The following is a 25,523-nucleotide window of genomic DNA, read 5'->3' on the forward strand; positions in this document are numbered from 1 at the left end:
AATTTCCACGGCAACAAATATACCCAAAGGTATTGTCTTACTTATGTAGCTTAGACGCTGTAGTACATTTCAAACTCAACCGGATGCGGAGTCATACGCACGCGGTCCATCTCTTCTTTACGCAGTGCGATATAAGCATCAATTGCATCGTCAGTGAATACGCCGCCACGAGTCAGGAACTCACGGTCTTCGCTCAGACATTGCATCGCTTCTTCCAGTGAGCCTGCAACTTTTGGAATTTCTGCTTCTTCTTCCGGTGGCAAGTCATACAGGTTTTTGTCCATCGCATCGCCAGGGTGGATCTTGTTGATGATGCCGTCCAGGCCAGCCATCATCAATGCCGCGAACGCCAGATATGGGTTCGCTGCTGGATCAGGGAAGCGCGCTTCGATACGCATCGCTTTAGGGCTTGATACGTGTGGAATACGGATAGATGCAGAACGGTTACGCGCAGAATAAGCCAGCATTACTGGCGCTTCGTAGCCCGGGACCAGACGTTTGTAGGAGTTAGTGGTTGGGTTAGCGTAGGCATTTATCGCTTTAGCATGCTTGATGATACCGCCGATGTAGAACAGTGCCATTTCAGACAGGCCGCCGTATTTGTCACCAGAGAACAGGTTATTACCGTTCTTGAACAAAGACATATGACAGTGCATACCGGAACCGTTATCGCCGAACATTGGTTTTGGCATAAAGGTTGCAGTTTTGCCAAACGCGTGAGCCACATTGTGAACCACGTATTTGTAGATTTGGATTTCATCCGCTTTCTTGGTCATGGTATTGAAGCGGGTTGCCACTTCGTTCTGACCAGCAGTTGCAACTTCATGGTGGTGAGCTTCAACAACCAGGCCCATCTCTTCCATGGTCAGACACATGGTAGAACGCATATCCTGAGAGGAATCGACCGGAGGAACCGGGAAGTAGCCGCCTTTTACTGCAGGACGGTGGCCTTTGTTGCCGCCTTCGTACTTAGTCGCTGAGTTCCACGCACCTTCGATATCGTCGATAGCAACGTGAGAACCGGAGATGCTGCTGCCGAAGCGCACATCATCAAACAGGAAGAACTCTGGCTCAGGCCCAAACAGTACGGTGTCCGCGATACCTGAAGAGCGCAGGAAATCTTCTGCACGCTTTGACGTCGAACGTGGGTCACGGTCATAACCTTGTAGCGTCGTTGGCTCAAGAATATCGCAACGAATGATGAGTGTGGTTTCTTCGAAGAATGGATCAAGAACAGCAGTGCTGGCATCTGGCATCAGAACCATGTCAGATTCGTTAATGCCTTTCCAGCCACCGATTGAAGAGCCATCAAACATTTTGCCTTCTTCGAAGAAGTCAGCACTTACCTGGTGTGCAGGAATGGTGACGTGCTGTTCTTTGCCTTTGGTATCAGTGAAACGTAAATCTACGAATTTCACTTCATGCTCATTCAGCATCGTCAAAACGTGTTCAGCGGACATACTAGTTCTCCCGAAATTCTCATTATCATCGTGGAACGAATAACCATTTAGTTGGCATTTATTGGTATTTCTTTAGAAATAGCCAAACAACCCTACCGGAACTGGCGTGTGGCCTAAACAGTTTCTTTATTGCTCTGATAAGACACTTTTCATCCTGCAAATTTTTTTTACTTCTAAAAAGTAATAGCGAAATCTGTGCCAACTTTGAGAAGATGCCAATAACGCCATATTTAGGGGCTTTTGCACTCTGTAAGTATGCACCATAACGGTAATTGTGCACTTTTTTGGTGCTTCATATGAGATGCTCAGCACCATTATGGTGCGACATAACGGTTGAGAGGTCTCTTTGCACCGTGAAAGGGATCACAAAGTAACCACATTTGAGTTGTTTCGATAAGATCCTTGTGATCTTGTTTAGAACCTCGCTTAATACGTGTACAATAGCGCGCTATTTCTAATGCCTGAGGCAAAGCTGTGATCGAAAATTTGCGTAACATCGCCATTATTGCCCACGTTGACCATGGTAAAACTACTTTGGTCGACAAGTTGCTACAACAATCCGGTACTTTCGGAGAGCGTGTAGAAGCAACCGAACGCGTAATGGACTCCAACGATTTGGAGAAAGAGCGTGGGATCACTATCCTCGCTAAAAACACTGCCATTAATTGGAAAGACTACCGCATCAACATCGTGGATACCCCGGGACACGCCGACTTTGGCGGCGAGGTTGAGCGTGTGATGTCAATGGTTGACTCGGTGTTGCTGGTTGTGGATGCAATGGATGGCCCAATGCCGCAAACCCGTTTCGTGACCAAAAAAGCTTTTGCTAATGGTCTGAAGCCGATCGTGGTAATCAACAAGGTTGACCGTCCTGGCGCACGCCCTGACTGGGTTGTTGATCAGGTCTTCGACCTGTTCGTTAACCTCGACGCGACCGATGAGCAACTCGATTTCCCAATTATCTTCGCATCTGCCTTGTTGGGTATCGCGGGTACTGACCATAACGATATGGCCGCAGATATGACCCCGCTGTACCAGGCGATCGTAGACCATGTTGAAGCACCTAAAGTTGACCGTGATGGCCCACTGCAGATGCAGATTTCTCAACTGGACTACAACAACTACGTTGGCGTTATCGGCATCGGCCGTATCAAACGCGGTGTGGTTAAGCCTAACCAGCAAGTCACTATCATCGATAGCGAAGGCAAAACCCGTAACGGTAAAGTAGCTAAAGTACTCGGCCACATGGGTCTGGAACGTATCGAAACTCAACTGGCTGAAGCCGGTGACATCATTGCTATCACGGGTTTGGGTGAGTTAAATATCTCTGATACCGTTTGTGATGTGCAAAACGTTGAAGCACTGCCACCGTTATCAGTTGATGAACCAACAGTTACCATGTACTTCTGCGTAAACACCTCTCCGTTCTGTGGTAAAGAAGGCAAGTATGTGACTTCACGTCAAATTCTTGACCGTCTGAACAAAGAACTGGTGCACAACGTGGCACTGCGTGTTGAAGAAACTGAAGATGCTGATGCATTCCGTGTCTCTGGTCGTGGTGAACTTCACCTGTCAGTTCTGATCGAAAACATGCGCCGTGAAGGTTTCGAAATTGCTGTTTCCCGTCCAAAAGTTATCAACAAGATGATTGATGGTCGTAAACAAGAGCCCTTCGAAAACGTCACGCTGGATATCGAAGAACAGCACCAGGGTTCAGTCATGCAAGCCATGGGTGAACGTAAAGGCGACGTTAAGGACATGATCCCAGACGGCAAAGGTCGTATTCGTTTGGATTACCTGATCCCAGCACGTGGTCTGATCGGTTTCCGTACTGAATTCATGACTATGACATCGGGTACTGGCCTGCTGTACTCCACGTTCAGCCACTACGATGACGTTCGTCAGGGTGAAATCGGCCAACGTCAGAATGGCGTGTTGGTTTCCAACGGTCAGGGTAAAGCCGTTGCGTTCGCACTGTACAGCCTGCAAGACCGCGGTAAATTGTTCCTGGGTCATGGCGCAGAAGTGTATGAAGGCCAGATCATCGGTATTCACTCACGTTCTAACGACCTGACTGTGAACTGTTTAACCGGTAAGAAACTGACTAACATGCGTGCGTCGGGTACTGATGAAGCGACAACGCTGGTTCCTGCTATCAAAATGTCTCTGGAGCAAGCTCTGGAATTCATCGATGATGACGAACTGGTCGAAGTCACGCCTCAGTCTGTACGTATCCGTAAACGTCACCTGACCGAGAACGATCGTAAACGTGCAATGCGTGGTCCTAAAGAAGCCTAAGTTTCTTCTGCGCTAGCCGTTTTCAATAAAACAGGGTGCCTTCAGGTACCCTGTTTTTTTTTAACTTTTCGCTGAAACTACCTTGTTACGCCGTATTTCCGTCACTGTTCATGTTTGCCTTTTCCCGCTAAAGTTAATTATCAACTTCGGAATCAGGAGCGTGCAATGCTGTACATTTTTGATATGGGTAACGTCATCATTGACATCGATTTTAAACGTGTCCTCGGCGTATGGAGCAATCTCAGCGGTACGCCTCTGGCGATGCTGACCGAGCGGTTCTCTATGGGCGAGGTATTTCAGAAACACGAGCGGGGAGAAATCAGCGACGAAGATTTTGCCGCAGAGCTATGTCATGAAATGGGTATTGCGCTAAGTTTTGAACAGTTCAGTTTAGGCTGGCAGTCGGTGTTCGTTGGCTTGAGACCTGAGGTTATTACTATATTCAAGACATTGCGCGAGCAGGGGAACCGCGTAGTCGTACTGTCGAACACTAATCGCCTGCACCTCAATTACTGGCCTGAACACTATCCTGAAATCGAAGCAAATACCGATGCACTATACTTGTCGCAAGATTTGGGAATGCGTAAGCCGGAGCAGCGGATTTTCGAGTACGTCCTTAACAAAGAGGGTGTTACAGCAAGCCAGGCCGTTTTCTTTGATGATGTTATCGAAAACGTAGAAGCGGCAAGGTCGATGGGCATTGAAGCTGTTCTGGTCGAAGACAATAAAACCGTGCCGACCTGGTTTTCCTGATTGGAGCTTGAATGAGAACAGCATGGCGCCGTGTTAAAATGGGTTTTCATTTTGTACGCTTGCTGCTTAAGCGTGCGGATAAAGATGACCTGACGCTGTTAGCCGGCCATCTGGCCTATGTTTCTCTGCTTTCATTGGTACCGCTGATCGCCGTGGTCTTTTCTTTGTTTGCGCTGTTTCCGGTATTTTCAGAGATTAGCGATCAGTTAAAGATTTTTATTTTCAATAATTTCATACCCTCTACCGGCAATGTTATTCAGCGTTATCTTGAGCAGTTTGTTGCCAACTCCAGCAAAATGACGACGTTCGGTACCTGTGGGTTGATCGTCACCGCATTGTTGCTGATCGCCTCCGTTGACAGCGTGCTGAACAAAATCTGGAACAGTAAAAAGAAAAGGCCGATGGTCTTTTCATTTGCTGTTTACTGGATGGTGTTAACGTTGGGCCCAATACTGTTGGTGGCTAGCGTGGCAATAAGCTCTTATTTGCTATCACTGAACTGGCTGAGCACCAACGGGGTTCATTCCGTCATTGACCAGATGCTGCGTATTCTCCCGTTACTCATTTCGTGGATCTCATTCTGGTTGATCTATCAGGTCGTCCCGACCGTTCGTGTTCCACCCCTGGACGCGTTAATGGGTGCGTTGGTGGCTGGATTGTTATTCGAACTGGGTAAAAAAGGTTTCGCACTCTATATTCAGCTTTTCCCGTCCTATCAGCTGATTTATGGCGTGCTGGCGGTGATCCCGATTTTATTCCTTTGGGTGTATGTGAGCTGGTGTATCGTGCTTTTGGGGGCAGAGATCACGGTGACGCTTGGGGAGTATCGCTCTCTACGCAAACTACAGTCTGCTGACGCTGCCTCATTAACTGATAAAGAACCATAATTCGAAAAGTCTGAAGGGTTTTTATGATTGCATTAATTCAGCGGGTTTTAAGTGCCAGCGTCACGATTGAGGGTGAAATTTGCGGGGAAATAGGTCCCGGGTTACTGGTTTTACTGGGTGTTGAACAGGGGGATGACGAGCAGAAAGCCAAAAAATTGTGCGATAAGATGATCGGATACCGTATCTTCGGTGATGAAAACGACAAGATGAACCTTAATGTTAAACAAGTAAGCGGTAGTCTATTAGTCGTCTCTCAGTTTACGCTGGTGGCTGATACGAAAAAAGGTAACCGCCCTGGTTTTTCGCAGGGCGCCACCCCGCAGGAAGCTGAACGACTCTATGATTATTTTTGTGGAGAGTGCCGAGAAAAGGGAATAATGACCCAAACTGGGCGCTTTGCTGCTGATATGAAAGTGGCGCTGGTCAATAACGGACCGGTGACCTTCTGGCTACAAGTCTGAATGTAAAGGCATTACGCTGGAGATAACGTATTTATGTACCATTTGAGAGTTCCTATTACAGAGAAAGAGCTGGCTGCTTATTACTCATTTCGTTGGGAGATGCTGCGTAAACCTTTGCGTCAACCGGAAGGTTCGGAGCGCGATGCCTATGACGCGATGGCACATCACCAGATGGTGGTCGATGAGAGCGGGAAAACCGTGGCAGTAGGCCGTTTATATATCAATGCCGACAATGAGGCCTCTATCCGCTTTCTGGCCGTCGACCCGAATGTTCAAGCAAAGGGGTTAGGTACGTTGGTAGCGATGACCCTGGAGTCCGTGGCGCGTCAGGAAGGGGTTAAGCGTGTAGTGTGCAGTGCGCGTGAAGATGCCATGGCTTTCTTTGCCAAACTGGGTTTTTTGAATCAGGGCGAAATTACAACGCCGCAATCCACACCGGTGCGCCATTTTCTGATGATCAAACCGGTTGCAACACTGGATGACATTTTGCATCGCCCCGATTGGTGCGGGCAGTTACAACAAGCTTGGTACGATCATATACCGCTGAGCGAGAAAATGGGTGTGCGTATCAGCCAATATACCGGGCGACGTTTCGTGACGACCATGCCGGAAAATGGCAATCAGAATCCTCACCATACCCTGTTTGCCGGGAGCTTGTTTTCTCTGGCAACCCTTACCGGATGGGGATTGATCTGGCTGCTGTTGCGTGAACGCCATTTGGGGGGAACGATTATCCTCGCCGACGCACATATCCGTTACAGCGCCCCTGTCACAGGTCGCCCGCGCGCGATTGCTGATCTCAGTTCCCTCAGCGGCGATCTGGACCGATTAGCTAAAGGCCGCCGGGCACGGGTTCAGTTGGAAGTGAATCTGCTGGGTGATGAAACCACGGGCGCTATTTTTGAAGGCACTTACCTGGTCCTTCCTGTGACGCCCGAGGCGCCGCTTGAGCCACAAATTAACTGATATATTTAGGCCGTCGAGACAGAAACTTCCCGAAGGTTTCTGAACAAGGTACTGAAAAAAGACAAAAGGCACTGCTTAGCAGTGCCTTTTGTTCTTCCTGATCAAGCTCGTGAATCTATGGTGTGACAGTTCCGGGCACAATGCCTTTATTCATTTGCTGATCCAGCTGTTTTCCATCAGCGGCTAACACGTGCAGTTTTCCGTTCAATGTGGGCTGAAAATCAACGTTTGCAGGCATCTGACCTTGCAAATTGAGCTGCATATTGGCGTTGCCTTGTAGGTCGAGATGTGGCCAGCCCCAGTTTTCCAGTATGTTTACTGGAACAGCACGGCCATTCATGCTTATTGAGAAGTTACGCTGCGGTTGTTGGTCAACATTGGCGGTGGCTTCGAGCAGGCCATCTTTGGTAAACGCGCTCAACTCCGTGAATTTCACCTGATTGTCCGTTGCCTCAAGGGCCAGAGAAGGGCGGCGTACATCGATTTTATTGAAGGTGGCACCACTGGCATTAAGATTTAGGTTACCCGACCAGATACCCCACTGATGATTCCGCGCGAGCAGTAAATCCGTACCGAAACCATCCAGAGCGGTGAGCTGGAAAGGGAACTGCGGCGAAATATCAATGATCAAGTTACGGTTGGTCATTAATTTCCTGACGTAAACCTCTGACAGCCAGTCCGGTAAAGTTTGCACCCAGAGCTGGCGCCAGTTTTGTGGTAGCGTATATTCGAGCGCCGCGATGGTAAGCTCGTTTAATTGCAAACGATGGCTGTCACGTATCCAGTTGCCCGTTGTGCGCAGCAAGCCACCTTCCCAACGGGCACTGATCTGTTTGATGGCGATCCCCTGTTGGGAAAGGTCCAGATTGATAATCGGATCGATGACATGCAGGTTACCGTTAATCATCTCTGCGGCATTCAGTGAGATTTCACCATCCTGGCTCTGCCAGTCACCTTTCTCGAAGCTGACGTCCTTAACTGACAGGTCAACATCACTGAATGCCCAGCCCTTACCTTGCAAGCGTGCATCGATTAAATCAAAACGCTTAACAATGACTTTCGGCTGTTGGTTGAAGTCTTGTAAGAAGGCGGAAAGCGGCTGTGACGTTTGTAGCCGCACATTGCTAAGCCGCATGTTGTCTATTGTCCAACTGCCGTCAGGTGCACGGCTGGCTTTACCCGTCAGTTGTCCCCTGGCCAGATCACCGCCAAAGTTACTCAGTGTAAGTTGGTTATTATTGATCTGCCCTTGCACCAGCACGTTCTCTGCGGGAATGCCATTGAGGTTCAACGATGCCGCACTCAGTTGGAATTCCGTATTCTCGCCCAGTAAATGTCCTGGCTTGGGCTGCCATGGATAAATACCGGCATTAACCTGTTGGCTATCGATCGTCCAGTCATCGGCATCACCAGTGAGTGCCATTTTACTTAGCTGGAGTGTGTTTGCCTGAATAGGGATATTTAATGCGGAAGGATTGAGACTGAGCCGCCCGTTAACCAGTGTGATGCGGTCGAAGAAACGGGGTTGGGTTATCTGACGCCAGCTTAAATCCAGATTTACCTGGGCGGCGTTTAGCATATCGGGTTGGTTTTTCTGCCCCAGTTTCACATGGTTTAACGTTATCCGGCCAGGGGCAGACCAGATATGATCAATCTTTTCGACTGACAGGTGGTAGTTGCTGTTATTGCTCATCCACTGGCTTAGCTGACCTGCGGCCCAGCGAGTCTGTAACACCACATAAAGCAGTACAAATGCCAGCACCAACAGTAGAAGGAGTGTCAGTAAAATTTTGCCGATAAATTTCATCGTCTGAATCCATATCCGTCGGGAAAGGGGAAAGAATACCTTGTTTATGCCGTAAACAGTGGCCTTTCTCAATAGGTTAGCATGACAGAGACAATAAAATGCGGCGAGGACTCCGGACCTCTCGCCGCATTTGCAGGGGTTACAGCGGAAGTTTATTTCTCGTGAGGAAAAATCAGGTTCAACACAATGGCTGTGATCCCCCCGGCTGCGATACCGGATGAAAGCAGGGTTTTGAGCCAGTCAGGTGCAAATTGCAGGATCAGGGGTTGCTGTGAAACGCCCATCCCGACGGCCAGTGATAACGCCATGATCATAATGGCACGACGATTGAGGCGTTCACGCGACACAATACGTACGCCTGATGCGGCAATAGTGCCGAACATCACAATAGTCGCGCCGCCCAATACTGGCTCTGGGATGTGCTGAACCAGTCCTGCCACAGCAGGGAACAGACCAAGGACGATCAGCATCAGTGCAACCACGAAACCCACATAACGGCTGGCAACGCCTGTCAGTTGAATCACGCCATTGTTCTGACCGAAGCATGAGTTCGGGAAGGTGTTAAATACCGCAGAAAGCATTGAGTTCAGGCCATTTGCCAGCACTCCGCCTTTAATGCGTTTCATATAGAGCGGACCACTCACAGGCTGCTCGGAGACATCGGACGTCGCGGTGATATCACCAATCGTCTCAAGCGAGGTCACCATGAAAATCAACATCAGTGGAATAAGCAGATTCCAGTCAAAGCCTAGTCCGTAATACAGCGGGGTTGGCAGCGTTATCCAATGCTCTTGTGTGACTGGTGCAGTGGTGGGCAGCATTCCCATCATCCAGGCTGCCAAATAACCGACTGCCATCGCGATCACCAGCGAAGCGACACGTAGGTAAGGGTTTTTCTGTCGGTTGAGAAGAATGATCACCGCAAGAACGACTGCGGCGAGCATCAGATTCTTGGGCGCACCAAAGCTATGATCACTCATGGCGGCATAACCGCCACCGATAGACGTGAGGCCGACCTGAATCAACGAAAGGCCGATGATCATCACCACGATACCTGAAACTAGCGGGGTAATAATGCGGCGCGCCAGATGCAGGAAACGCGACAGAATTATCTCAGTACAGGAAGCGACCATCAATGTGCCGAACAGGGCTGCCATCATGGTTGGAACATCCGCCCCACCATTTTTTAGTGCCATGCCACCCATGATCAGCGGAGCAACGAAGTTAAAACTGGTGCCTTGGATCGACAGCAGACCTGAACCCACCGGACCCCATGTTTTAATCTGCAATATAGAAGCCAGCCCTGAAGCGAACAGCGACATGCTGATAATGTGCTGAGTATCCTGGGCTGGAAGCCCAAGAGCCTGGCAAATTAAGAGAGCCGGTGTGATCACCGCGACAAACATCGCCAATAAGTGCTGGGAGGCCGCAAACAGGGTCTGTGGCAGAGGAGGCCGATCCTCAAGGCGATAAATCAATTCGCTGTTGGGTGTGCGGGAAAGGTCAGGTCGCAGAGTCTCGGGCTCGGCGGATTGCGTACTCATGATATGTGCATCCATTAAGCGGCAAAGCGGGCATTTTTAATGAAAATAAGAATAAAAGCAATCGTTTGCTTTGTCGGTGTGTTCTACCGTTAATTGTAATTTGACAAGCATAACTGGGCTGTTTTTCTTGCGTTGGGTTAGCTATCTGACTTCTAATTCCCTATCTGAAAAATATCAGAGAACTGTAATTATTATAACTTAATAATATTATTGGATTTTTTTTAAAATGGAGCACTTTAATGATTCATCTCGATACCTACGGCACGCTGGTTGCGGCTACTTTGGTACTCCTACTGGGGCGTAAATGCGTTCAGACTATTTCAATACTTAAGAAATACACAATTCCTGAACCTGTTGCCGGCGGTTTACTGGTTGCTGTGTTACTGCTGCTGGGAAATCAGTTTTTCAGTTGGGAAGTCACTTTTGATATGTCACTTAAAGAGCCGCTGATGCTGGCTTTCTTCGCCACTATTGGGTTGAACGCTAATCTTGCCAGTCTGCGTTCCGGAGGCAAATCTCTATTCTTACTGGTGTTGGTTGTCCTCGGGTTACTGCTACTGCAAAATGCGATTGGCATCGGCATGGCAAAACTGCTCGGACTCGACCCGCTGATGGGGCTGCTGGCGGGTTCAATAACGTTATCGGGTGGACATGGGACCGGAGCTGCCTGGAGTAAGTTATTCAGCGAAAAGTATGGCTTTGAAAATGCTACGGAAGTTGCTATGGCCTGTGCAACCTTTGGTCTGGTGCTGGGCGGTATTATTGGTGGACCGGTTGCCCGTTATCTGGTCAGTCACTCCTCAACCCCCAATGGTTCACCGGACGATGCGGTAGACCCAAGCGCGTTTGAAAAACCTGCGATTGGCCGGATGATCACACCCCTGGTGATGGTGGAAACCATTGCACTGATTGCTATCTGCTTGATGGCAGGCAGTTACGTTTCGACCCTGCTGCAGGGCTCTACTTTCGAAATCCCGACCTTCGTTTGCGTGCTTTTTGTCGGGGTTATTCTCAGTAATATGCTGGCATGGCTAGGCTTTTACCGGGTATTCGATCGTGCAGTATCTGTGTTGGGTAACGTCAGTTTGTCACTGTTTTTGGCGATGGCACTGATGAGTCTAAAGCTTTGGGAAATGGCCTCACTGGCATTGCCGATGATGGCGATACTGGGCGTACAGGCGCTGGCAATGGCGCTGTATGCTATCTTTGTGACTTACCGGGTTATGGGGAAAAATTATGATGCTGCGGTCCTGGCTGCGGGGCATTGTGGCTTCGGGTTGGGAGCAACACCTACGGCAATCGCTAATATGCAGGCCATAACCAACCGCTTTGGGCCATCTCATCTGGCCTTTTTAGTGGTGCCAATGGTTGGCGCATTCTTTATTGATATCGCCAACGCGATAGTCATCAAATTATTCTTGCTGCTGCCGGTATTTCCTACCATCGCATGATGAGATCGAGTGCCAGGGAAGGCACATAACGTCGGTGCAGGCGGATAAAATCAGGCATTGGTATACCGTACACGTTCCGGTAACCAGCGTTCGATCAATGCATGGGAATGCTGGGGGAAGTGCTGTTGCAGGTAGCGAGCAATGCGTTGTACTTCTGGGACCATCGCCTGGTCACGCAATAAATCGGCAACTTTAAATTCGGTGCTGCCAGTCTGGCGCGTTCCCAGCAACTCCCCTGGACCACGGATCTCTAAATCCTGCTGCGCAATCACAAATCCGTCATTACTGTCTCGCAGGACCTGCAACCGTTTTTGTGCTGTTTTGCTAAGTGGCGTTTTATATAACAGGACGCAGTGAGAAGCGATGGCACCGCGCCCGACACGGCCACGCAGCTGGTGCAACTGAGCAAGCCCGAGACGTTCTGGATTTTCGATGATCATCAGGCTAGCGTTCGGCACATCTACTCCCACTTCGATTACCGTGGTGGCGACCAGTAACTGGACTTCACCCTGTTTGAAAGCTTGCATCACTGCCTGTTTTTCCTGAGACTTCATCCGTCCATGAACCAAACCGATTTTGAGTTCAGGCAGGGCGGCTTTCAGCCCTTCCCAGGTAGCTTCAGCAGCCTGGGCTTCCAGCATTTCTGACTCTTCGATAAGCGTACAGACCCAGTAAGTCTGACGATTCTCCTGCTCACAGGCACTCTTCACTCTGGCAATAATATCGCTGCGTCGGGTGTCAGGGATCGCGACGGTGGTCACCGGCGTTCTGCCCGGTGGCAGTTCATCAATCACAGAGGTATCAAGATCGGCGTAGGCCGTCATGGCCAGAGTCCGTGGGATAGGGGTTGCCGTCATAATTAACTGATGTGGATGGAAACCTTGCTGTTTTCCCTTTTCCCACAACGCCAGACGCTGGTGGACGCCAAACCGGTGCTGTTCATCAATAATGACCAGAGCCAGTGAGGAAAACAGAACGTGTTCCTGAAAAATTGCATGAGTCCCCACCACCATGGAAACCTGACCACTGGCAATGGCTTCTTGTTGCGCCAGCCGTGCTTTTCCCTTTTGCTTCCCGGCCAGCCAGCCAACCTGTATACCCAGTGGTTCGAACCATTGGCGGAAGTTATTGGCATGTTGCTCTGCCAGAAGTTCGGTAGGTGCCATCATACCGACCTGCTTACCTTGTGTAATAGCGCACAGGGCGGCTAATGCGGCGACTAGCGTCTTGCCTGAACCAACATCACCCTGAACCAGACGCATCATAGGATAGCCTTTAGCTAAATCCTGTTCGATTTCGGCCACGACTCGATCTTGCGCCCGGGTCGGACTAAACGGCAACGAGGCTAAAAACGCTTTTTTAAGGCGGTCATCATGCTGTAGCGGGAGCGCTTTGTAGCTTTGGGTTCCGGCACGGACTGCAAGCATGCTCAGATTGTGCGCCAGTAACTCTTCCATGATCAGTCTGCGTTGTGCCGGATGCTGGCCCTTTTCAAGATCAGCTAACTGAATATCAGGTGGTGGGCGGTGCAAAAGATGCAGGGCTTTGGGGAGTGAAATGAACGTCCGGCTCAGTTCTTCTGGAAGAAGTTCTGCGATGGGCACGGTATCAAGCAGCTCGAGCGCCTGATCGGTGAGTTTGCGAAGCGTCGCCTGGCGTATCCCTTCGGTAGTGGGATAGACAGGTGTTAAAGATTCCTGCAGAACAACGTCACTATTCTCGCCCTGAACACGGTATTCCGGATGAATGATCTCTGCTCCCAGCGTTCCGCGTTTGATCTCGCCATAGGCGGTAACGCGACGCCCTGTCGCCAGGCTGTTTTTCATCGATGCATTGAAGTTAAAGAAACGTAACGTAACGATACCGGTGCCGTCACTGATCTGACAGGTCATCATGCGGCGACGTCCAAAACTGATATCACTACGCAGCACTTCACCTTCCACTGTGGCAAAAATGCCAGGCAGCAAATCATTAATGCTATAGAGACGCGTGCGATCTTCATAACGCAGAGGAAGGTGGAGCAAGAGATCCTGAATAGTTTCGAGACCGAGTTTGGCGAGCTTCTCTGCCTGACTGGCCCCTACGCCGGAAAGTGACGTGAGCGGGATGGCGTCGAGCAAGCGGCCCTTCATCTTTTAACCGTCATTTGCATCGCTGCCCACCATGTGTCGTCAGCAATAATTTTCCCGGTTTCATCGATCAAGGGGCGAGGTAATTTTTTTCGCTTTGCCACGTTTGATAATACTGGGTAGCTGCCATCAAACAGCAGGCGTTGCTGCTCTTTCTGGCTTAAAGGGCTTGTCTGACGTCGATACATTCCGGCATTTTCACGTTGACGCTGTGCTTCATACAAAATCAGTGCTGATGCTACGGAAACGTTGAGGGACTGAACCATACCAGCCATAGGAATAACAATATCCTGGTCAGCGAGTGCCAGTGCTTCAGGTGTAATACCGGTTTTTTCCTGACCGAGCAAAATGCAGGTGGGGCGAGTGTAATCGATGGTGCGAAAGTCGACGGCTTTGTCAGACAGGTGCGTTGCCAGTACCTGCATGCCTCTCGTCTTCATTTTGGAGACTGCATCCTGAATCGTGTGATGTATCTTGACTTGAACCCAGCTGTTACTGCCTGCCGCCGAAGAGACAACAGTACGCATCCGGCTTGAAGGCCAAACCGCATGAACCTCATGCACACCAACGGCGTCAGCTGTGCGAATGACAGCAGCAATGTTATGCGGTTTATGCACCTCTTCCATGCAAACCGTCAGGTCAGGCTGCCGGGCAGCAAGCATTTCACAGATGCGCGCATAACGTTCAGGTGTCATAACATTTAGTTTCGGTTACGGCTGACTTTGATGACATCCGGCATGATACGAATTTTCCGCATAATATTTGCCAGATGGACACGGTCACGAGTTGTCAGGCGAATAAAGGCGCTGTAAACACGTCCGTCTTTCTCTTCAGTACTTAGGCTCTGAATATTAGACTGTGCTGCGTTGATCGCGGCCGTTAAGTTCGCCAGTGCACCCTGGTGATTGAACATGTCGACTTTGATTTCAGCGATAAACTCTTGATCAGTCTCTTGGTCATCCCAGTCGACTGCCATGAATTTTTCAGGCTCTTTCTGGTAGCCACGAATGTTACGGCATGACTCGTGGTGAACAACCAGACCTTTGCCTGGGCTGATGTGGGCAATAATTGGGTCACCAGGAATAGGGCGACAACATTTGGCAAAGGTGATCAGCACGCCATCTGCGCCTTTAATTGGCAGATTACGCGTTCCGCTGGTTGCCATGGATGATTGGTCGCCCATCAGATTTTTGGCGACAACGATGCTCATGGCATTTCCCAGACCAATTTCTGCCAGCAGGTCATCCATGCTAGCGAGCTTCATGCGGTCCAGTTCATTCTTGATGTTTTCTGGCGGAAGGTCCGATATTTTTTTGCCACTGCCCAAGGCATGATTGAGCAAGCGACGGCCGAGAGAAACAGAGTCATCACGTTTGAGATTCTTGAGCATCTGGCGAATTTTGGCACGTGCGCGGGAGCTCACTACAAAATTAAGCCAAGCTGCATTCGGACGGGCACCCGGTGCGGTAATGATTTCGATAGTCTGCCCGCTGGTCAGTGGCTGCGACAGCGGATAAGGCTGGCGGTCAACGCGTGCGCCGACACAGGCATGGCCGATATCAGTATGCACGGCGTAAGCGAAGTCTACCGGTGTTGCACCTGCCGGCAGTTCTACAATGCGGCCTTCTGGTGTGAAGACATAGATTTCATCCGGGAACAGGTCTGATTTAACGCTCTCGATAAATTCGAATGAGTTCCCGGCGCTTTGTTGTAGCTCCAGCAAACTTTGTAACCAACGCTGCGCACGAATTTGCGCTGTCGTGCTGTTCTCACCATTTTCTTTATAAGCCCAATGCGCAGCAACCCCCATTTCTGCCATCTGATCCATATCTTCAGTACGGATCTGAACCTCAACCGGGACGCCGTGCGGGCCGATAAGAGAAGTATGCAGAGATTGATAGCCGTTGGCTTTTGGAATGGCAATATAATCTTTAACTCTGCCTGGGCGCGGCTTGTACAGGCTGTGAGCCTGACCTAATACGCGGTAGCAGGTATCAAGTTCTTTAACGATGACTCGGAAAGCATAGATATCCATGATTGAATGGAAACGTTGCTCTTTTAAGTGCATCTTGCAGTAAATCGAATAGAGATGTTTTTCTCTGCCACTTACCCGACACGGGATCCCCGCCTCGGTTAAACGCCCTTCGATTTCAGAAAGAATCTTATGGATCATTTCCTTACGGTTACCGCGTGCGGCTTTTACCACTTCTTTAATGACACGATAACGGTTCGGATAAAGCGCTTCAAAACCCAGCTCTTCGAGCTCGATTTTCAAGTGATGAATCCCCAAACGATGCGCCAGCGGGCTGTAAATTTCCAGTGTTTCACGAGCAATTCGGCGGCGCTTATCCGGGCGTAAAGACCCCAGAGTGCGCATGTTATGGGTGCGGTCGGCGAGTTTGATCAAAATGACGCGGATGTCTTGCACCATTGCCATGATCATTTTGCGGAAATTTTCCGCCTGTGCTTCTTTCTTATCGCGGAATTTCAGCTTGTCTAGCTTCGAAACACCTTCAACCAGCTCAGCCACGCTCTTGCCGAACAGTTGCTCCATATCCTGGTATGTTGCAGGCGTGTCTTCAATAACGTCGTGTAATAACGCCGCCATCAGAGTCTCGTGATCGAGCCTCATTTCAGCCAAAATACAAGCTACCGCGACCGGGTGAGTAATATAGGGCTCACCGCTGGAGCGAGTCTGCCCCTCGTGCGCGTCCCGCGCAACGAGGTAAGCCTGCACGAGGCGCTTAATTTGCTCCTCCGGCAGGTATTTTTGAATCAATTGATTCAGGCTTTCAAAGATGTACAAGTGAGATCCGTTTCGTTAATTAACGACGGCCTTCAGCGATAGCAGTAACTGCCTGAATCTCTGCGGCTTCCTGCTCTTGCTGCTCCTGACGATCGCGAACATCAAGGATCTTATTTGTGATAAGGCCTTCTTCGATTTCGCGCAGTGCGATAACGGTAACCTTATCATTTTCCTCAGCGACCAGCGGATCTTTACCACCGGATTGGAGCTGGCGTGCGCGACGAGCAGCCACCAACACCAGGTCAAAACGGTTACCAATTTTTTCTACAGCGTCTTGAACAGTTACGCGTGCCATATATGTGCTACTCCACAGGGTGACGAAAGACTGGGCATAATACTGAAAGTGACTTCAGTCTGCCAATAGTTTGGTGATTAATCCGTCATGACGAAGCTTTTGACGGCTCAGACGAAGACGTTCGGCGCGAATAATGGTTTTTAAATCCGACAAGGCCAGATCAAAATCATCATTCACAATTAAATAGTCGTACTCCGCAAAGTGCGTCATTTCAGCAACGGCTTGCGCCATGCGCTTCGTAATGACCTCTTCACTATCCTGACCACGGCCGCGCAAACGGCGGTCAAGTTCGTCTTTCGACGGCGGCAACACAAATATACTGCGTGCCTGCGGCATTTTTTTCCGAATTTGCTGAGCGCCCTGCCAGTCAATATCCAAAAATACGTCAACACCTGAGGCTAAAACCTGCTCGATGGCTTCACGCGAGGTACCGTAATAGTTACCAAAAACTTCCGCATGTTCCAGGAACGCATCATTTTCAATCATCCCACAAAACTCTTCTTTGGAGACGAAGAAATAGTGATCGCCATGTTTCTCCCCCGGACGTACTGCGCGGGTTGTATGTGAAACAGAAACCTGGGTATCGTAGAGCGGTTGTGTTTTCAGCAAAGCCTGAATCAGACTTGATTTACCTGCCCCACTCGGTGCGGAGATAATATATAACGTGCCTTGAACCATGATGAAATTTCAACTGAATAGGTTGATGGGAATAGTGCGAAGAGTGATCTTCCGCACAGTATACACGCTAGCCGCTTTTGGTGCAGCGTTCAGACGCATTTCATCGCACCTGGGAAAGATAAAAAAGTGCTGAAAGTCGTTTTCTCGCGTTATCTTCCAAAATTTCTTCTTGTTGCTGCAACATCTATTAATGATAGGAATACTGACAGCATCCTGCATAAAAGCGGCTGGAAGAACCCCCATGGCTTAGCGTTTACTCGTCCTCCACAAGGAGGTGCCAATGCGCCATATACTCAAAATATTATTGATGTTAATGCTTTATTCATCTTGTCAGGCTGCTGATTGCCCGGACTGGCCCCAGTCGCGCTTGAGTGAGGAAACCAAAACCCTGGCTAAGCAATTAGCGCAGTGGGACGGTATTTACCACCAACAGGGCCAAAGCCCAATAGACGATGCGTCATATGATAGCCTGCGTCTTAAAGAGCGGTTTTGGCTGCAATGTGCCAAACAACCCACCTATGAACCTAATCCCCCCCGTGACACAGCATCAGCCAGTCAGACTTTGGCTACGCATCCGATTGCTCACACCGGTCTGAAGAAAATGCAGAGTAAAGCCGCTCTGGCAAGTTGGATGCATGGGCGCGAGGAATTGTGGGTTCAACCCAAAATTGATGGTGTTGCAGTTTCTCTTATCTACCGTGAAGGCAAGTTGGTGGCATTACTGAGCCGCGGAGATGGTCAGTTCGGTCAGGTCTGGACGGATAAAGCCCCTTTCATTCCGGCAATTCCAGCCTTTATTGATGATAAACGCCGACTTTTAGTTTTGCAGGGTGAGCTCTATCTGATGATGACCGGACATCAGCAAAAATTGGCCGGAGGAGTGAATTCACGTTCGAAAGTTGCTGGTGCTCTCATGCGGCATTCTCCATCCGATATCTTAAAACAGCTAGGTTTGTTCATATGGTCCTGGCCCGATGGCCCACCGACTATGGAGAATCGCCTGCTCAACCTGACCCGTTTGGGCTTTACGCAAACTGCATTGCTCACCAAGAAAGTTGCTTCAGTGAATGATGTGGCTATATGGCGCGAAGAATGGTTCAGTTTACCTCAGCCTTTTGTCACTGATGGTGTGGTGATCCGCCAAAGTGAGGAGCCCGCTGGAAAGTACTGGAAAAACAATACAGCTGACTGGGCAGTTGCCTGGAAATATCCACCTGCCATAGCGGCGACAGAAGTCACGGAAATTGAAACGACATTAGGGCGGCGAGGCAAAATAACCGTCTTACTCCACCTGAAGGAGATCAAAATCGATGATAAAAACGTTAGCAAAGTCAGTATTGGTTCTCTGGCCCGTCTAAAGCAGTGGGACATTGTTCCTGGTGATCAAGTGGCCATCGCCCTTGCTGGACAGGGAGTCCCGAGGTTAGACCGCGTTATTTGGCGTGTGAAAGACCGGACGTTGCCCACTTTACCGCAACCGAAAGATTATTCATCTCTTACCTGCTTTCTGCCTACTAAGGGCTGTCAGGAACAATTTATCGCCAGGCTTATCTGGCTAAGTGGATCCGAAGGACTGAACATGACGGGTATTGGCGGTGCGACATGGCGCTCGTTGGTTCAGCCGCAAAAAGTCAGAAACATGGCTGACTGGTTGCAGTTGACACCTGAGTTACTGAGTTCCCTCCCAGGTATCAGCCTCAAAAAAGCGCAGAAGATGTTTGTGCAACTGCAACTGTCACGACAAAAAACATTCAGGCAATGGCTCTCGGCCATTGGCTTTCCGGCATTTGCTGTTAAGGAAGCGGCGACTTATAGAAGTTGGTCTCGGGTCAAAGGCATCACACCATCTCAGTGGCAGCGTTCGACGGGTATAGGTGAACGACGGGTGGCTGATATTCTGGATTTTATAAGACACCCACAGGTGGAGGCACTGACCCAATGGTTAAGAGAGGAAAATGTGCCAGCATTTGTCGAGGTCAATACCTCAGGGGCCGATGCAGAAAGCGTGAGCAACTAGTGGTCAGAATGCGGATAGTTGAATACTGGCAAACCCAGCCGAAAACGTAAGGCAATCAGACGTGCAATAAATCCTACCAGCAGAGTAATAATCACCACCAGGTTGTGTGGCAGTGTGAAATATTGCAGACCGATATAGATCCAGGCCGCTCCAAAAGAGATACCTGCATAAATCTCCTTCTGAAATACCAGCGGGATTTGATTACACAGCATGTCGCGTAAAACCCCACCAAATACGCCGGTGATGACAGCGGAAACGGACGCGATAATAGGGCCATGCCCCATGTCGAGAGCAACCTGGGTACCAATAATTGAAAAGACCACTAAGCCTAAAGCATCAAGGACTAAGAACAGGCGGCGCAAATGGCGCATCAGTGGTGCCAGCAGAGTCGTCAGGATTGCGGCAGTGGCGACAATCACAATGTATTCGGGATGTTTTACCCAACCCAAAGGATAATGCCCGAGTAGCATGTCGCGCACCGAACCGCCGCCAATTGCTGTGGCAGAAGCGATAATGATCACGCCGAAGGTATCCATTTTACGACGACCCGCGGCCAAAGCGCCGGTCATCGCTTCAGCAGTGATACCAATAATATAAAGAACGGTGAGCAACATAGATTTTCGCAGGTCTTAATAGGAAAAATTTATCTTCATTCAGGGTAATGAGATTTGTATCGCAGTACGACTGAGTTTTTCTGTCGCATCTCTATTCGGATTATAAAAAGTAATGCATGAGTCTTGTTGATGCTTTTATTATAAAGCACATGGCGATTTTTTTATTTTTCACATTAAAAATAATATGAAAATTTCAATGCCACTTGGTGCCGTGTGTGTCATAGGAATTCTCAGTATTTACCCTTTCATCTGTCGTTTTAACAATAAGTATGGTGAAAAGACAACTAAAAGGTTACGATTATTAAAATTAGTCACTCATAATAAGATTCATCATTACGAAATAAATCACTGACGTACACGCCCGGAGGAATGCATGAAACCTGACATTCCGGTTGCACTAACGCAGCGCGGACCAGCAGAACATGAACGGCGCGAACAGATCATCAATGCTGCTTTTGACCATTTCCGTCACTACGGTTATGCCAAAACTTCCGTCGCCGATCTGGCAAAGGAAATCGGTGTTTCCAGCGCATATGTTTATAAATTTTTCGAATCAAAACAAGCTATTGGCGAGGCGGTTTGTTCACAGCGTGTTGGCCAGATAGGCTTTGCGTTACGTCAGATTGCCGACATTAATGAGTCGGCAACATTACGCCTCCGCACTATCTTTAAGACACTGATGAACAAAAGTTTGGAGCTGTTTTTCGAAGACCGCAAGTTGCATGATATTGCCGCTGCTGCCGCGGCACAGCACTGGACCTCAGCACAAAATCATCGTGCTGAGGTATACAGTATTATCCGGCAGGTCATCATCGATGGTAGAGAATCCGGAGAGTTTGAGCGTAAAACGCCACTGGATGAAGTTTGTCTGGCGATCACCAGCGCGATGACACCCTTTTCCCATCCGCTAATGCTCGAGCAAAAGACGCCGGAGCAGTTGGGAGAGCGCGTGGTAGCTATCACTTCCCTGGTATTACGCAGTCTGTCGAATTAACGATAGAGACAATATTTTCAGGGTTACGGGTTTGCAAAACCGTAATTCATCACATACTGTCATTCGCTATGACATAACTCCCTGCTGTTGCTGAGTCATTTTTCAGCGATTCAGCGCATCAAATGAACGTAGAGAACGGAAGAGGAACATTTTATGACTCATCGTCGAGTGGTTATTACCGGCATGGGGGCTGTGAGTCCTCTGGGCTGCGATATCGAAACTATCTGGAAACGTCTTCTGGCGGGCCAGTCTGGTATTCGTGTTTTGCCCGATGAAATCGTTGAAACGCTATCGGTGAAAGTCGGTGGGCAAGTATTAACCAAAGATCAGGACCCTGAGTCAGGCTTTGAGCCGGACCTGTTTGTCGTGCCGAAAGACCAGAAGAAAATGGACCGTTTTATTTTGTTCGCCATGGCCGCTGCTGATATGGCAATAACCCATGCTGGCTGGAAAGCAGAAACCGACGAACAGCAGGAACGGACGGCAACCGTGATTGGTTCTGGCATCGGCGGCTTCCCGGCCATTGCTCATGCGGTGCGCACCAATGACAGTCGTGGACCTAAGCGTTTGTCACCGTTCACTATTCCGTCATTCCTGGTAAATCTGGCCGCGGGTCAGGTTTCCATTAAGCACCAGTTCAAAGGTCCCATTGGCGCACCGGTAACCGCTTGCGCCGCTGGCGTTCAGGCGATTGGCGATGCTGTGCGTTTGATTCGCAATGATGAAGCTGACGTGGCGTTGTGTGGCGGTGCAGAAGCGGCTATTGATACTGTAAGCTTGGGTGGGTTCGCAGCGGCAAAAGCCATGTCATCCGGCCATACTGATCACCCTGAAAAAGCCTCACGCCCTTTCGACAATGCACGAGACGGTTTTGTTATGGGTGAAGGCGCAGGGATGCTGATTATTGAAGAGCTGGAACATGCTAAAGCGCGCGGCGCCACTATTCTGGCAGAAATAGTCGGTTACGGTACCAGCGGAGATGCCTACCATATGACCTCTGGTGCCGAGGATGGTAACGGCGCCGGCCGTGCAATGAAGATTGCTCTGCGCCAGGCTGGCTTGCAGCCCTCCGATATTCAGCATTTGAATGCCCATGCAACGTCTACACCGGTTGGTGATATGGGCGAAATCAACGCGATTAAAACGTTGTTTGGCACCGATGGAAAACTGGCTGTAACGTCGACCAAATCGGCAACCGGCCATTTACTCGGTGCGGCAGGCGGTCTGGAAACTATTTTCACTATTCTGGCTATCCGCGACCAAATCGTGCCGCCAACGCTGAATCTTGAAAATAAAGATCCGGCAGCAGAAGGCCTGAACATTATCGGCAACACTGCACAGCCTCATGCAATCACTTATGCGCTGTCTAACGGTTTCGGTTTTGGTGGTGTAAATGCCTGCGTACTGTTGAAACGCTGGGAAAACTGACTCGAGTTTTTTCCGGTAATGAATAAAAAGCCCGTTATGATAACGGGCTTTTTATTATCTTCAATGTGCTGAAATTATTCGATATTCTGAATCTGCTCGCGCATTTGCTCAATCAGCACTTTTAGTTCGATGGCTGATGTTGTGACATCAGAGTTGATCGACTTGGACGCTAAGGTATTCGACTCACGATTGAATTCCTGCATCATGAAATCCAGACGGCGGCCGACGGCCTCTTCTTTCTTCATGATTTTGTGCGTTTCTTTGACATGTGCTTCCAGCCTGTCGAGTTCTTCAGCGACGTCAACGCGTTGTGCCATCAGAACCAGCTCTTGCTCCAGTCGTGTATTTTCCAACTGAACCTGCGCATCTTCCAGTTTGCTGACCAGACGTTCGCGCTGCCATTGCAGAATATTGGGCATTTGGGCACGGACTTTCACCACTTCGGCGCTGACACCATCCAGACGCTGTTCGATCATTACTTTCAGTGCAGCCCCTTCGCTTTCGCGGGCGGCGATGAAATCATCCAGCGCGGTTTCCAGTGCGAGTAATAGCTCAGTGCTTATCGCATCGAGATCCTGCTCTTCCGCCAGCATTACGCCTGGCCAACGCAGCACTTCCAGCGGATTAATTTCACCTTCATCGCTTTGCATTTTGACCCATTGCGCCGCTTGGACCAGCTGTTTCGCCAGTTTTTCGTTCAGTTGCAGAACGTTTTGCGCACCGGGGTCGAGATCAAAACGCAGGTTACATTCGACTTTGCCGCGTGTCAGACGTGCGCGGATACGTTCGCGGATGACAGGCTCCAGGCTGCGAAATTGCTCAGGAAGACGGATATAAGTTTCGAGATAACGTTGGTTTACCGAACGGAGTTCCCAGGCTGCGCTGCCCCAGTTACCCTTAATTTCGCGACGGGCATAAGCGGTCATACTACGGATCATGTCTGCGTACCTGTTAATGTAAAGATGAAGAGATTATAGCTTCGGTGGACGGGTCATGATAGGCATTACCTGATGAAGCCCGTATAATGCGCAGCCAAACATGAATCGCGACCCGGAGATCAACCCATGCGTCCAGCAGGCCGAAATGCACAACAGGTGCGCCCCCTGACACTGACCCGTAATTATACCAAACATGCTGAAGGCTCAGTTTTAGTGGAGTTTGGTGATACCAAAGTGCTTTGCACCGCCACGGTTGAAGAGGGTGTTCCGCGCTTTCTGAAAGGCCAGGGTCAGGGCTGGATCACTGCCGAATACGGCATGTTGCCACGCTCAACGCATACCCGTAATTTCCGCGAAGCAGCCAAAGGTAAACAGGGTGGTCGTACTCTGGAGATCCAACGCCTGATTGCTCGCTCCCTGCGTGCTGCTGTTGATTTGAAAAAGCTCGGTGAATTCACCATCACGCTGGACTGTGACGTCCTACAGGCCGATGGCGGCACCCGTACTGCATCGATTTCTGGTGCCTGTGTCGCGTTAGCTGATGCGCTTAACAAGCTGGTTGCAACAGGTAAACTGAAAGCTAACCCGATGAAAGGTCTGGTAGCTGCTGTTTCCGTCGGGATTGTGAAAGGTGAAGCGTTGTGTGACCTTGAGTATGTAGAGGACTCTGCCGCAGAGACTGACATGAACGTGGTGATGATGGAAGACGGCCGCATGATTGAAGTTCAGGGTACGGCGGAAGGAGAGCCGTTCAGTCATGAAGAGTTACTGAGTTTGTTGTCCCTGGCACGAGAGGGGATTAACACTATCTTTGCAGCGCAGAAAGCGGTGCTGGCGGAATAGTTTTTAAGGCGGCTGAGAAGTCGCCTTTTTTATGGCCTGCGTGCCGACAATATCAGATGAGAACAGTTTAGAGAGGAACACTCCATGAAAGCTTATCAGCGCCAGTTTATTGAGTTCGCATTGAACAAGCAGGTTTTGAAATTTGGCGCGTTTACGTTGAAGTCAGGCCGCATCAGCCCTTACTTCTTCAATGCCGGTTTGTTCAATACAGGACGAGACCTGGCATTACTGGGCCGTTTCTATGCCGAAGCCTTGATGGATTCTCACATTGATTTCGATTTACTTTTCGGTCCGGCTTACAAAGGTATTCCGATTGCCACCACCACGGCCGTCGCGCTGGCAGAACATCATGACCGTGATGTCCCTTATTGTTTCAACCGTAAAGAAGCTAAAGATCATGGTGAAGGCGGGTTACTGGTAGGTAGCCCGTTGCAAGGCCGCGTGATGCTGGTGGATGATGTGATCACCGCCGGTACGGCCATCCGAGAATCCATGGAGATTATCGCTAAACATCAGGCAACTCTGGCGGGGGTGATGATTTCACTCGATCGTCAAGAACGCGGGCGTGCTGATATTTCAGCGATTCAGGAAGTTGAGCGCGATTATCACTGTAAGGTGATCTCGATTATTAGCTTGGCTGACCTGATTATGTACCTTGAAGAGAAAACCGAAATGGCTGACCATCTCGCGTCAGTCCGTGCTTATCAGCAAAAATACGGTATCTGATGCGCGCTATGGTGAATTTCGCGTTGACCATGATGGTACCGCTTTACTCACTTATCTTCTTGATGCAAAAGGTGAACGCATTCTGCCCTGAGCAGACAAAAGAAAAGGGCCGGAAGGCCTGAGGGATCCCCAGAAATATCATCAGTAGACCATGATGATGTCTCGGTAAGCCCTCGCCATTTCTTCATAAACACTGTCGGGGTTCATCCCCGACAGTGTTCCCGGTGATTGTCGTATAACGTTTTTACTCAGTGTCAGATACGACAACACCCTTCTCGATTTAATGCTGTTCGCCTGAAACCAACAATTTATCCCTTTCTTTTCAAGGTAATAACCTGTCATCCACATAACGATACTGTAGAGCGTTGCAACCAGGCACAGTACCGAAATCCGCTTTTCTCCCCGGCTTTTACTTGCCCGCAGTCCCA

The 25,523-nt window shown here is 49.6% G+C and carries 21 protein-coding genes and 2 pseudogenes; 12 read left to right on the forward strand and 11 right to left on the reverse strand.

Features of this window, described 5'->3' with window-relative positions; all coding sequences use genetic code 11:
• Positions 1 to 50: 50 nt before the first annotated feature.
• Positions 51 to 1,460, reverse strand: coding sequence for a glutamate--ammonia ligase (gene glnA, locus IEV89_RS13345; RefSeq protein ID WP_188474022.1), 1,410 nt, complete (start codon positions 1,458 to 1,460; stop codon positions 51 to 53).
• 474 nt (positions 1,461 to 1,934) lie between these two features.
• On the opposite strand from glnA, the gene typA reads away from it, so the two are divergent.
• The 5 genes from typA (at position 1,935) to fabY (ending at position 6,825) form a co-directional block, all read left to right on the forward strand.
• The gene (gene typA, locus IEV89_RS13350; RefSeq protein ID WP_188474023.1) at positions 1,935 to 3,758 is read left to right on the forward strand and encodes a ribosome-dependent GTPase TypA; all 1,824 of its coding nucleotides are present in this window, start codon (positions 1,935 to 1,937) and stop codon (positions 3,756 to 3,758) included.
• Positions 3,759 to 3,923: 165 nt separating this feature from the next.
• Complete coding sequence (gene yihX / locus IEV89_RS13355; protein ID WP_188474024.1) at positions 3,924 to 4,511, forward strand: glucose-1-phosphatase; 588 nt, start codon at positions 3,924 to 3,926, stop codon at positions 4,509 to 4,511.
• 11 nt (positions 4,512 to 4,522) lie between these two features.
• Entirely contained in the window at positions 4,523 to 5,398 is an 876-nt protein-coding gene (locus IEV89_RS13360) for a virulence factor BrkB family protein (RefSeq protein WP_188474025.1), read from the forward strand.
• A 23-nt stretch (positions 5,399 to 5,421) separates the two neighbouring features.
• Positions 5,422 to 5,859: a D-aminoacyl-tRNA deacylase gene (gene dtd, locus IEV89_RS13365; RefSeq protein ID WP_188474026.1), complete on the forward strand. Its 438-nt coding sequence runs from the start codon at positions 5,422 to 5,424 to the stop codon at positions 5,857 to 5,859.
• 33 nt (positions 5,860 to 5,892) lie between these two features.
• Positions 5,893 to 6,825 carry a fatty acid biosynthesis protein FabY gene (gene fabY / locus IEV89_RS13370; RefSeq protein WP_188474027.1) on the forward strand — a complete coding sequence of 311 codons (933 nt, stop codon included), beginning with the start codon at positions 5,893 to 5,895 and terminating at the stop codon, positions 6,823 to 6,825.
• A gap of 115 nt (positions 6,826 to 6,940) precedes the next feature.
• Here the strand turns inward: fabY and IEV89_RS13375 are convergent, their stop codons facing one another.
• Positions 6,941 to 8,632 (reverse strand): AsmA family protein, encoded by a 1,692-nt coding sequence (locus IEV89_RS13375; RefSeq protein ID WP_188474028.1) that lies wholly within the window; start codon positions 8,630 to 8,632, stop codon positions 6,941 to 6,943.
• Positions 8,633 to 8,784: 152 nt separating this feature from the next.
• Entirely contained in the window at positions 8,785 to 10,176 is a 1,392-nt protein-coding gene (locus IEV89_RS13380; RefSeq protein WP_188474029.1) for a uracil-xanthine permease family protein, read from the reverse strand.
• A gap of 239 nt (positions 10,177 to 10,415) precedes the next feature.
• Between IEV89_RS13380 and gltS the strand changes: the two genes are divergently transcribed.
• On the forward strand, positions 10,416 to 11,627 hold the full coding sequence (gltS, locus tag IEV89_RS13385; protein WP_188474030.1) for a sodium/glutamate symporter: 1,212 nt from the start codon (positions 10,416 to 10,418) through the stop codon (positions 11,625 to 11,627).
• Positions 11,628 to 11,677: 50 nt separating this feature from the next.
• Here the strand turns inward: gltS and recG are convergent, their stop codons facing one another.
• Genes recG through gmk form a run of 5 tightly spaced genes read right to left on the reverse strand, consistent with a single transcriptional unit; the run spans position 11,678 to position 17,535 of the window.
• Positions 11,678 to 13,759: an ATP-dependent DNA helicase RecG gene (gene recG / locus IEV89_RS13390; protein ID WP_188474031.1), complete on the reverse strand. Its 2,082-nt coding sequence runs from the start codon at positions 13,757 to 13,759 to the stop codon at positions 11,678 to 11,680.
• Complete coding sequence (gene trmH, locus IEV89_RS13395; RefSeq protein WP_188474032.1) at positions 13,756 to 14,451, reverse strand: tRNA (guanosine(18)-2'-O)-methyltransferase TrmH; 696 nt, start codon at positions 14,449 to 14,451, stop codon at positions 13,756 to 13,758. The genes recG and trmH overlap by 4 nt, the downstream gene beginning before the upstream one ends.
• A gap of 5 nt (positions 14,452 to 14,456) precedes the next feature.
• Positions 14,457 to 16,562, reverse strand: coding sequence for a bifunctional GTP diphosphokinase/guanosine-3',5'-bis pyrophosphate 3'-pyrophosphohydrolase (gene spoT, locus IEV89_RS13400; RefSeq protein WP_188474033.1), 2,106 nt, complete (start codon positions 16,560 to 16,562; stop codon positions 14,457 to 14,459).
• A gap of 19 nt (positions 16,563 to 16,581) precedes the next feature.
• Positions 16,582 to 16,857: a DNA-directed RNA polymerase subunit omega gene (gene rpoZ / locus IEV89_RS13405; RefSeq protein WP_056777549.1), complete on the reverse strand. Its 276-nt coding sequence runs from the start codon at positions 16,855 to 16,857 to the stop codon at positions 16,582 to 16,584.
• Between the two features lie 54 nt (positions 16,858 to 16,911).
• Positions 16,912 to 17,535 (reverse strand): guanylate kinase, encoded by a 624-nt coding sequence (gene gmk / locus IEV89_RS13410; RefSeq protein ID WP_188474034.1) that lies wholly within the window; start codon positions 17,533 to 17,535, stop codon positions 16,912 to 16,914.
• 280 nt (positions 17,536 to 17,815) lie between these two features.
• Between gmk and ligB the strand changes: the two genes are divergently transcribed.
• Positions 17,816 to 19,552, forward strand: coding sequence for an NAD-dependent DNA ligase LigB (gene ligB / locus IEV89_RS13415; protein ID WP_188474035.1), 1,737 nt, complete (start codon positions 17,816 to 17,818; stop codon positions 19,550 to 19,552).
• On the opposite strand, the gene IEV89_RS13420 is transcribed toward ligB, so the two are convergent.
• Complete coding sequence (locus IEV89_RS13420) at positions 19,549 to 20,166, reverse strand: trimeric intracellular cation channel family protein (protein WP_188474036.1); 618 nt, start codon at positions 20,164 to 20,166, stop codon at positions 19,549 to 19,551. The genes ligB and IEV89_RS13420 overlap by 4 nt on opposite strands.
• A gap of 373 nt (positions 20,167 to 20,539) precedes the next feature.
• On the opposite strand from IEV89_RS13420, the gene IEV89_RS13425 reads away from it, so the two are divergent.
• Positions 20,540 to 21,160, forward strand: coding sequence for a TetR/AcrR family transcriptional regulator (locus IEV89_RS13425; RefSeq protein ID WP_188474037.1), 621 nt, complete (start codon positions 20,540 to 20,542; stop codon positions 21,158 to 21,160).
• A 153-nt stretch (positions 21,161 to 21,313) separates the two neighbouring features.
• Positions 21,314 to 22,588 (forward strand): beta-ketoacyl-ACP synthase II, encoded by a 1,275-nt coding sequence (gene fabF, locus IEV89_RS13430; protein ID WP_188474038.1) that lies wholly within the window; start codon positions 21,314 to 21,316, stop codon positions 22,586 to 22,588.
• Positions 22,589 to 22,662: 74 nt separating this feature from the next.
• Here the strand turns inward: fabF and IEV89_RS13435 are convergent, their stop codons facing one another.
• Positions 22,663 to 23,526: a YicC/YloC family endoribonuclease gene (locus tag IEV89_RS13435; RefSeq protein ID WP_188474039.1), complete on the reverse strand. Its 864-nt coding sequence runs from the start codon at positions 23,524 to 23,526 to the stop codon at positions 22,663 to 22,665.
• 126 nt (positions 23,527 to 23,652) lie between these two features.
• Here IEV89_RS13435 and rph point away from each other — a divergent pair, with 126 nt between their 5' ends.
• The 3 genes and pseudogenes from rph to IEV89_RS22085 form a co-directional block, all read left to right on the forward strand.
• The gene (rph, locus tag IEV89_RS13440) at positions 23,653 to 24,369 is read left to right on the forward strand and encodes a ribonuclease PH (protein ID WP_188474040.1); all 717 of its coding nucleotides are present in this window, start codon (positions 23,653 to 23,655) and stop codon (positions 24,367 to 24,369) included.
• 84 nt (positions 24,370 to 24,453) lie between these two features.
• Positions 24,454 to 25,095, forward strand: coding sequence for an orotate phosphoribosyltransferase (gene pyrE, locus IEV89_RS13445; protein ID WP_188474041.1), 642 nt, complete (start codon positions 24,454 to 24,456; stop codon positions 25,093 to 25,095).
• Positions 25,094 to 25,186 (forward strand): annotated as a pseudogene (locus IEV89_RS22085) (GDYXXLXY domain-containing protein); the annotation flags it as partial. The gene pyrE and the pseudogene IEV89_RS22085, both read left to right, overlap by 2 nt.
• A gap of 50 nt (positions 25,187 to 25,236) precedes the next feature.
• On the opposite strand, the pseudogene IEV89_RS13450 reads toward IEV89_RS22085, so the two are convergent.
• Positions 25,237 to 25,523 (reverse strand): annotated as a pseudogene (locus tag IEV89_RS13450) (IS4 family transposase); the annotation flags it as partial.

This window comes from Hafnia psychrotolerans (assembly GCF_014639435.1).
In the GTDB taxonomy this organism is placed as follows: Bacteria; Pseudomonadota; Gammaproteobacteria; order Enterobacterales; family Enterobacteriaceae; genus Ewingella; species Ewingella psychrotolerans.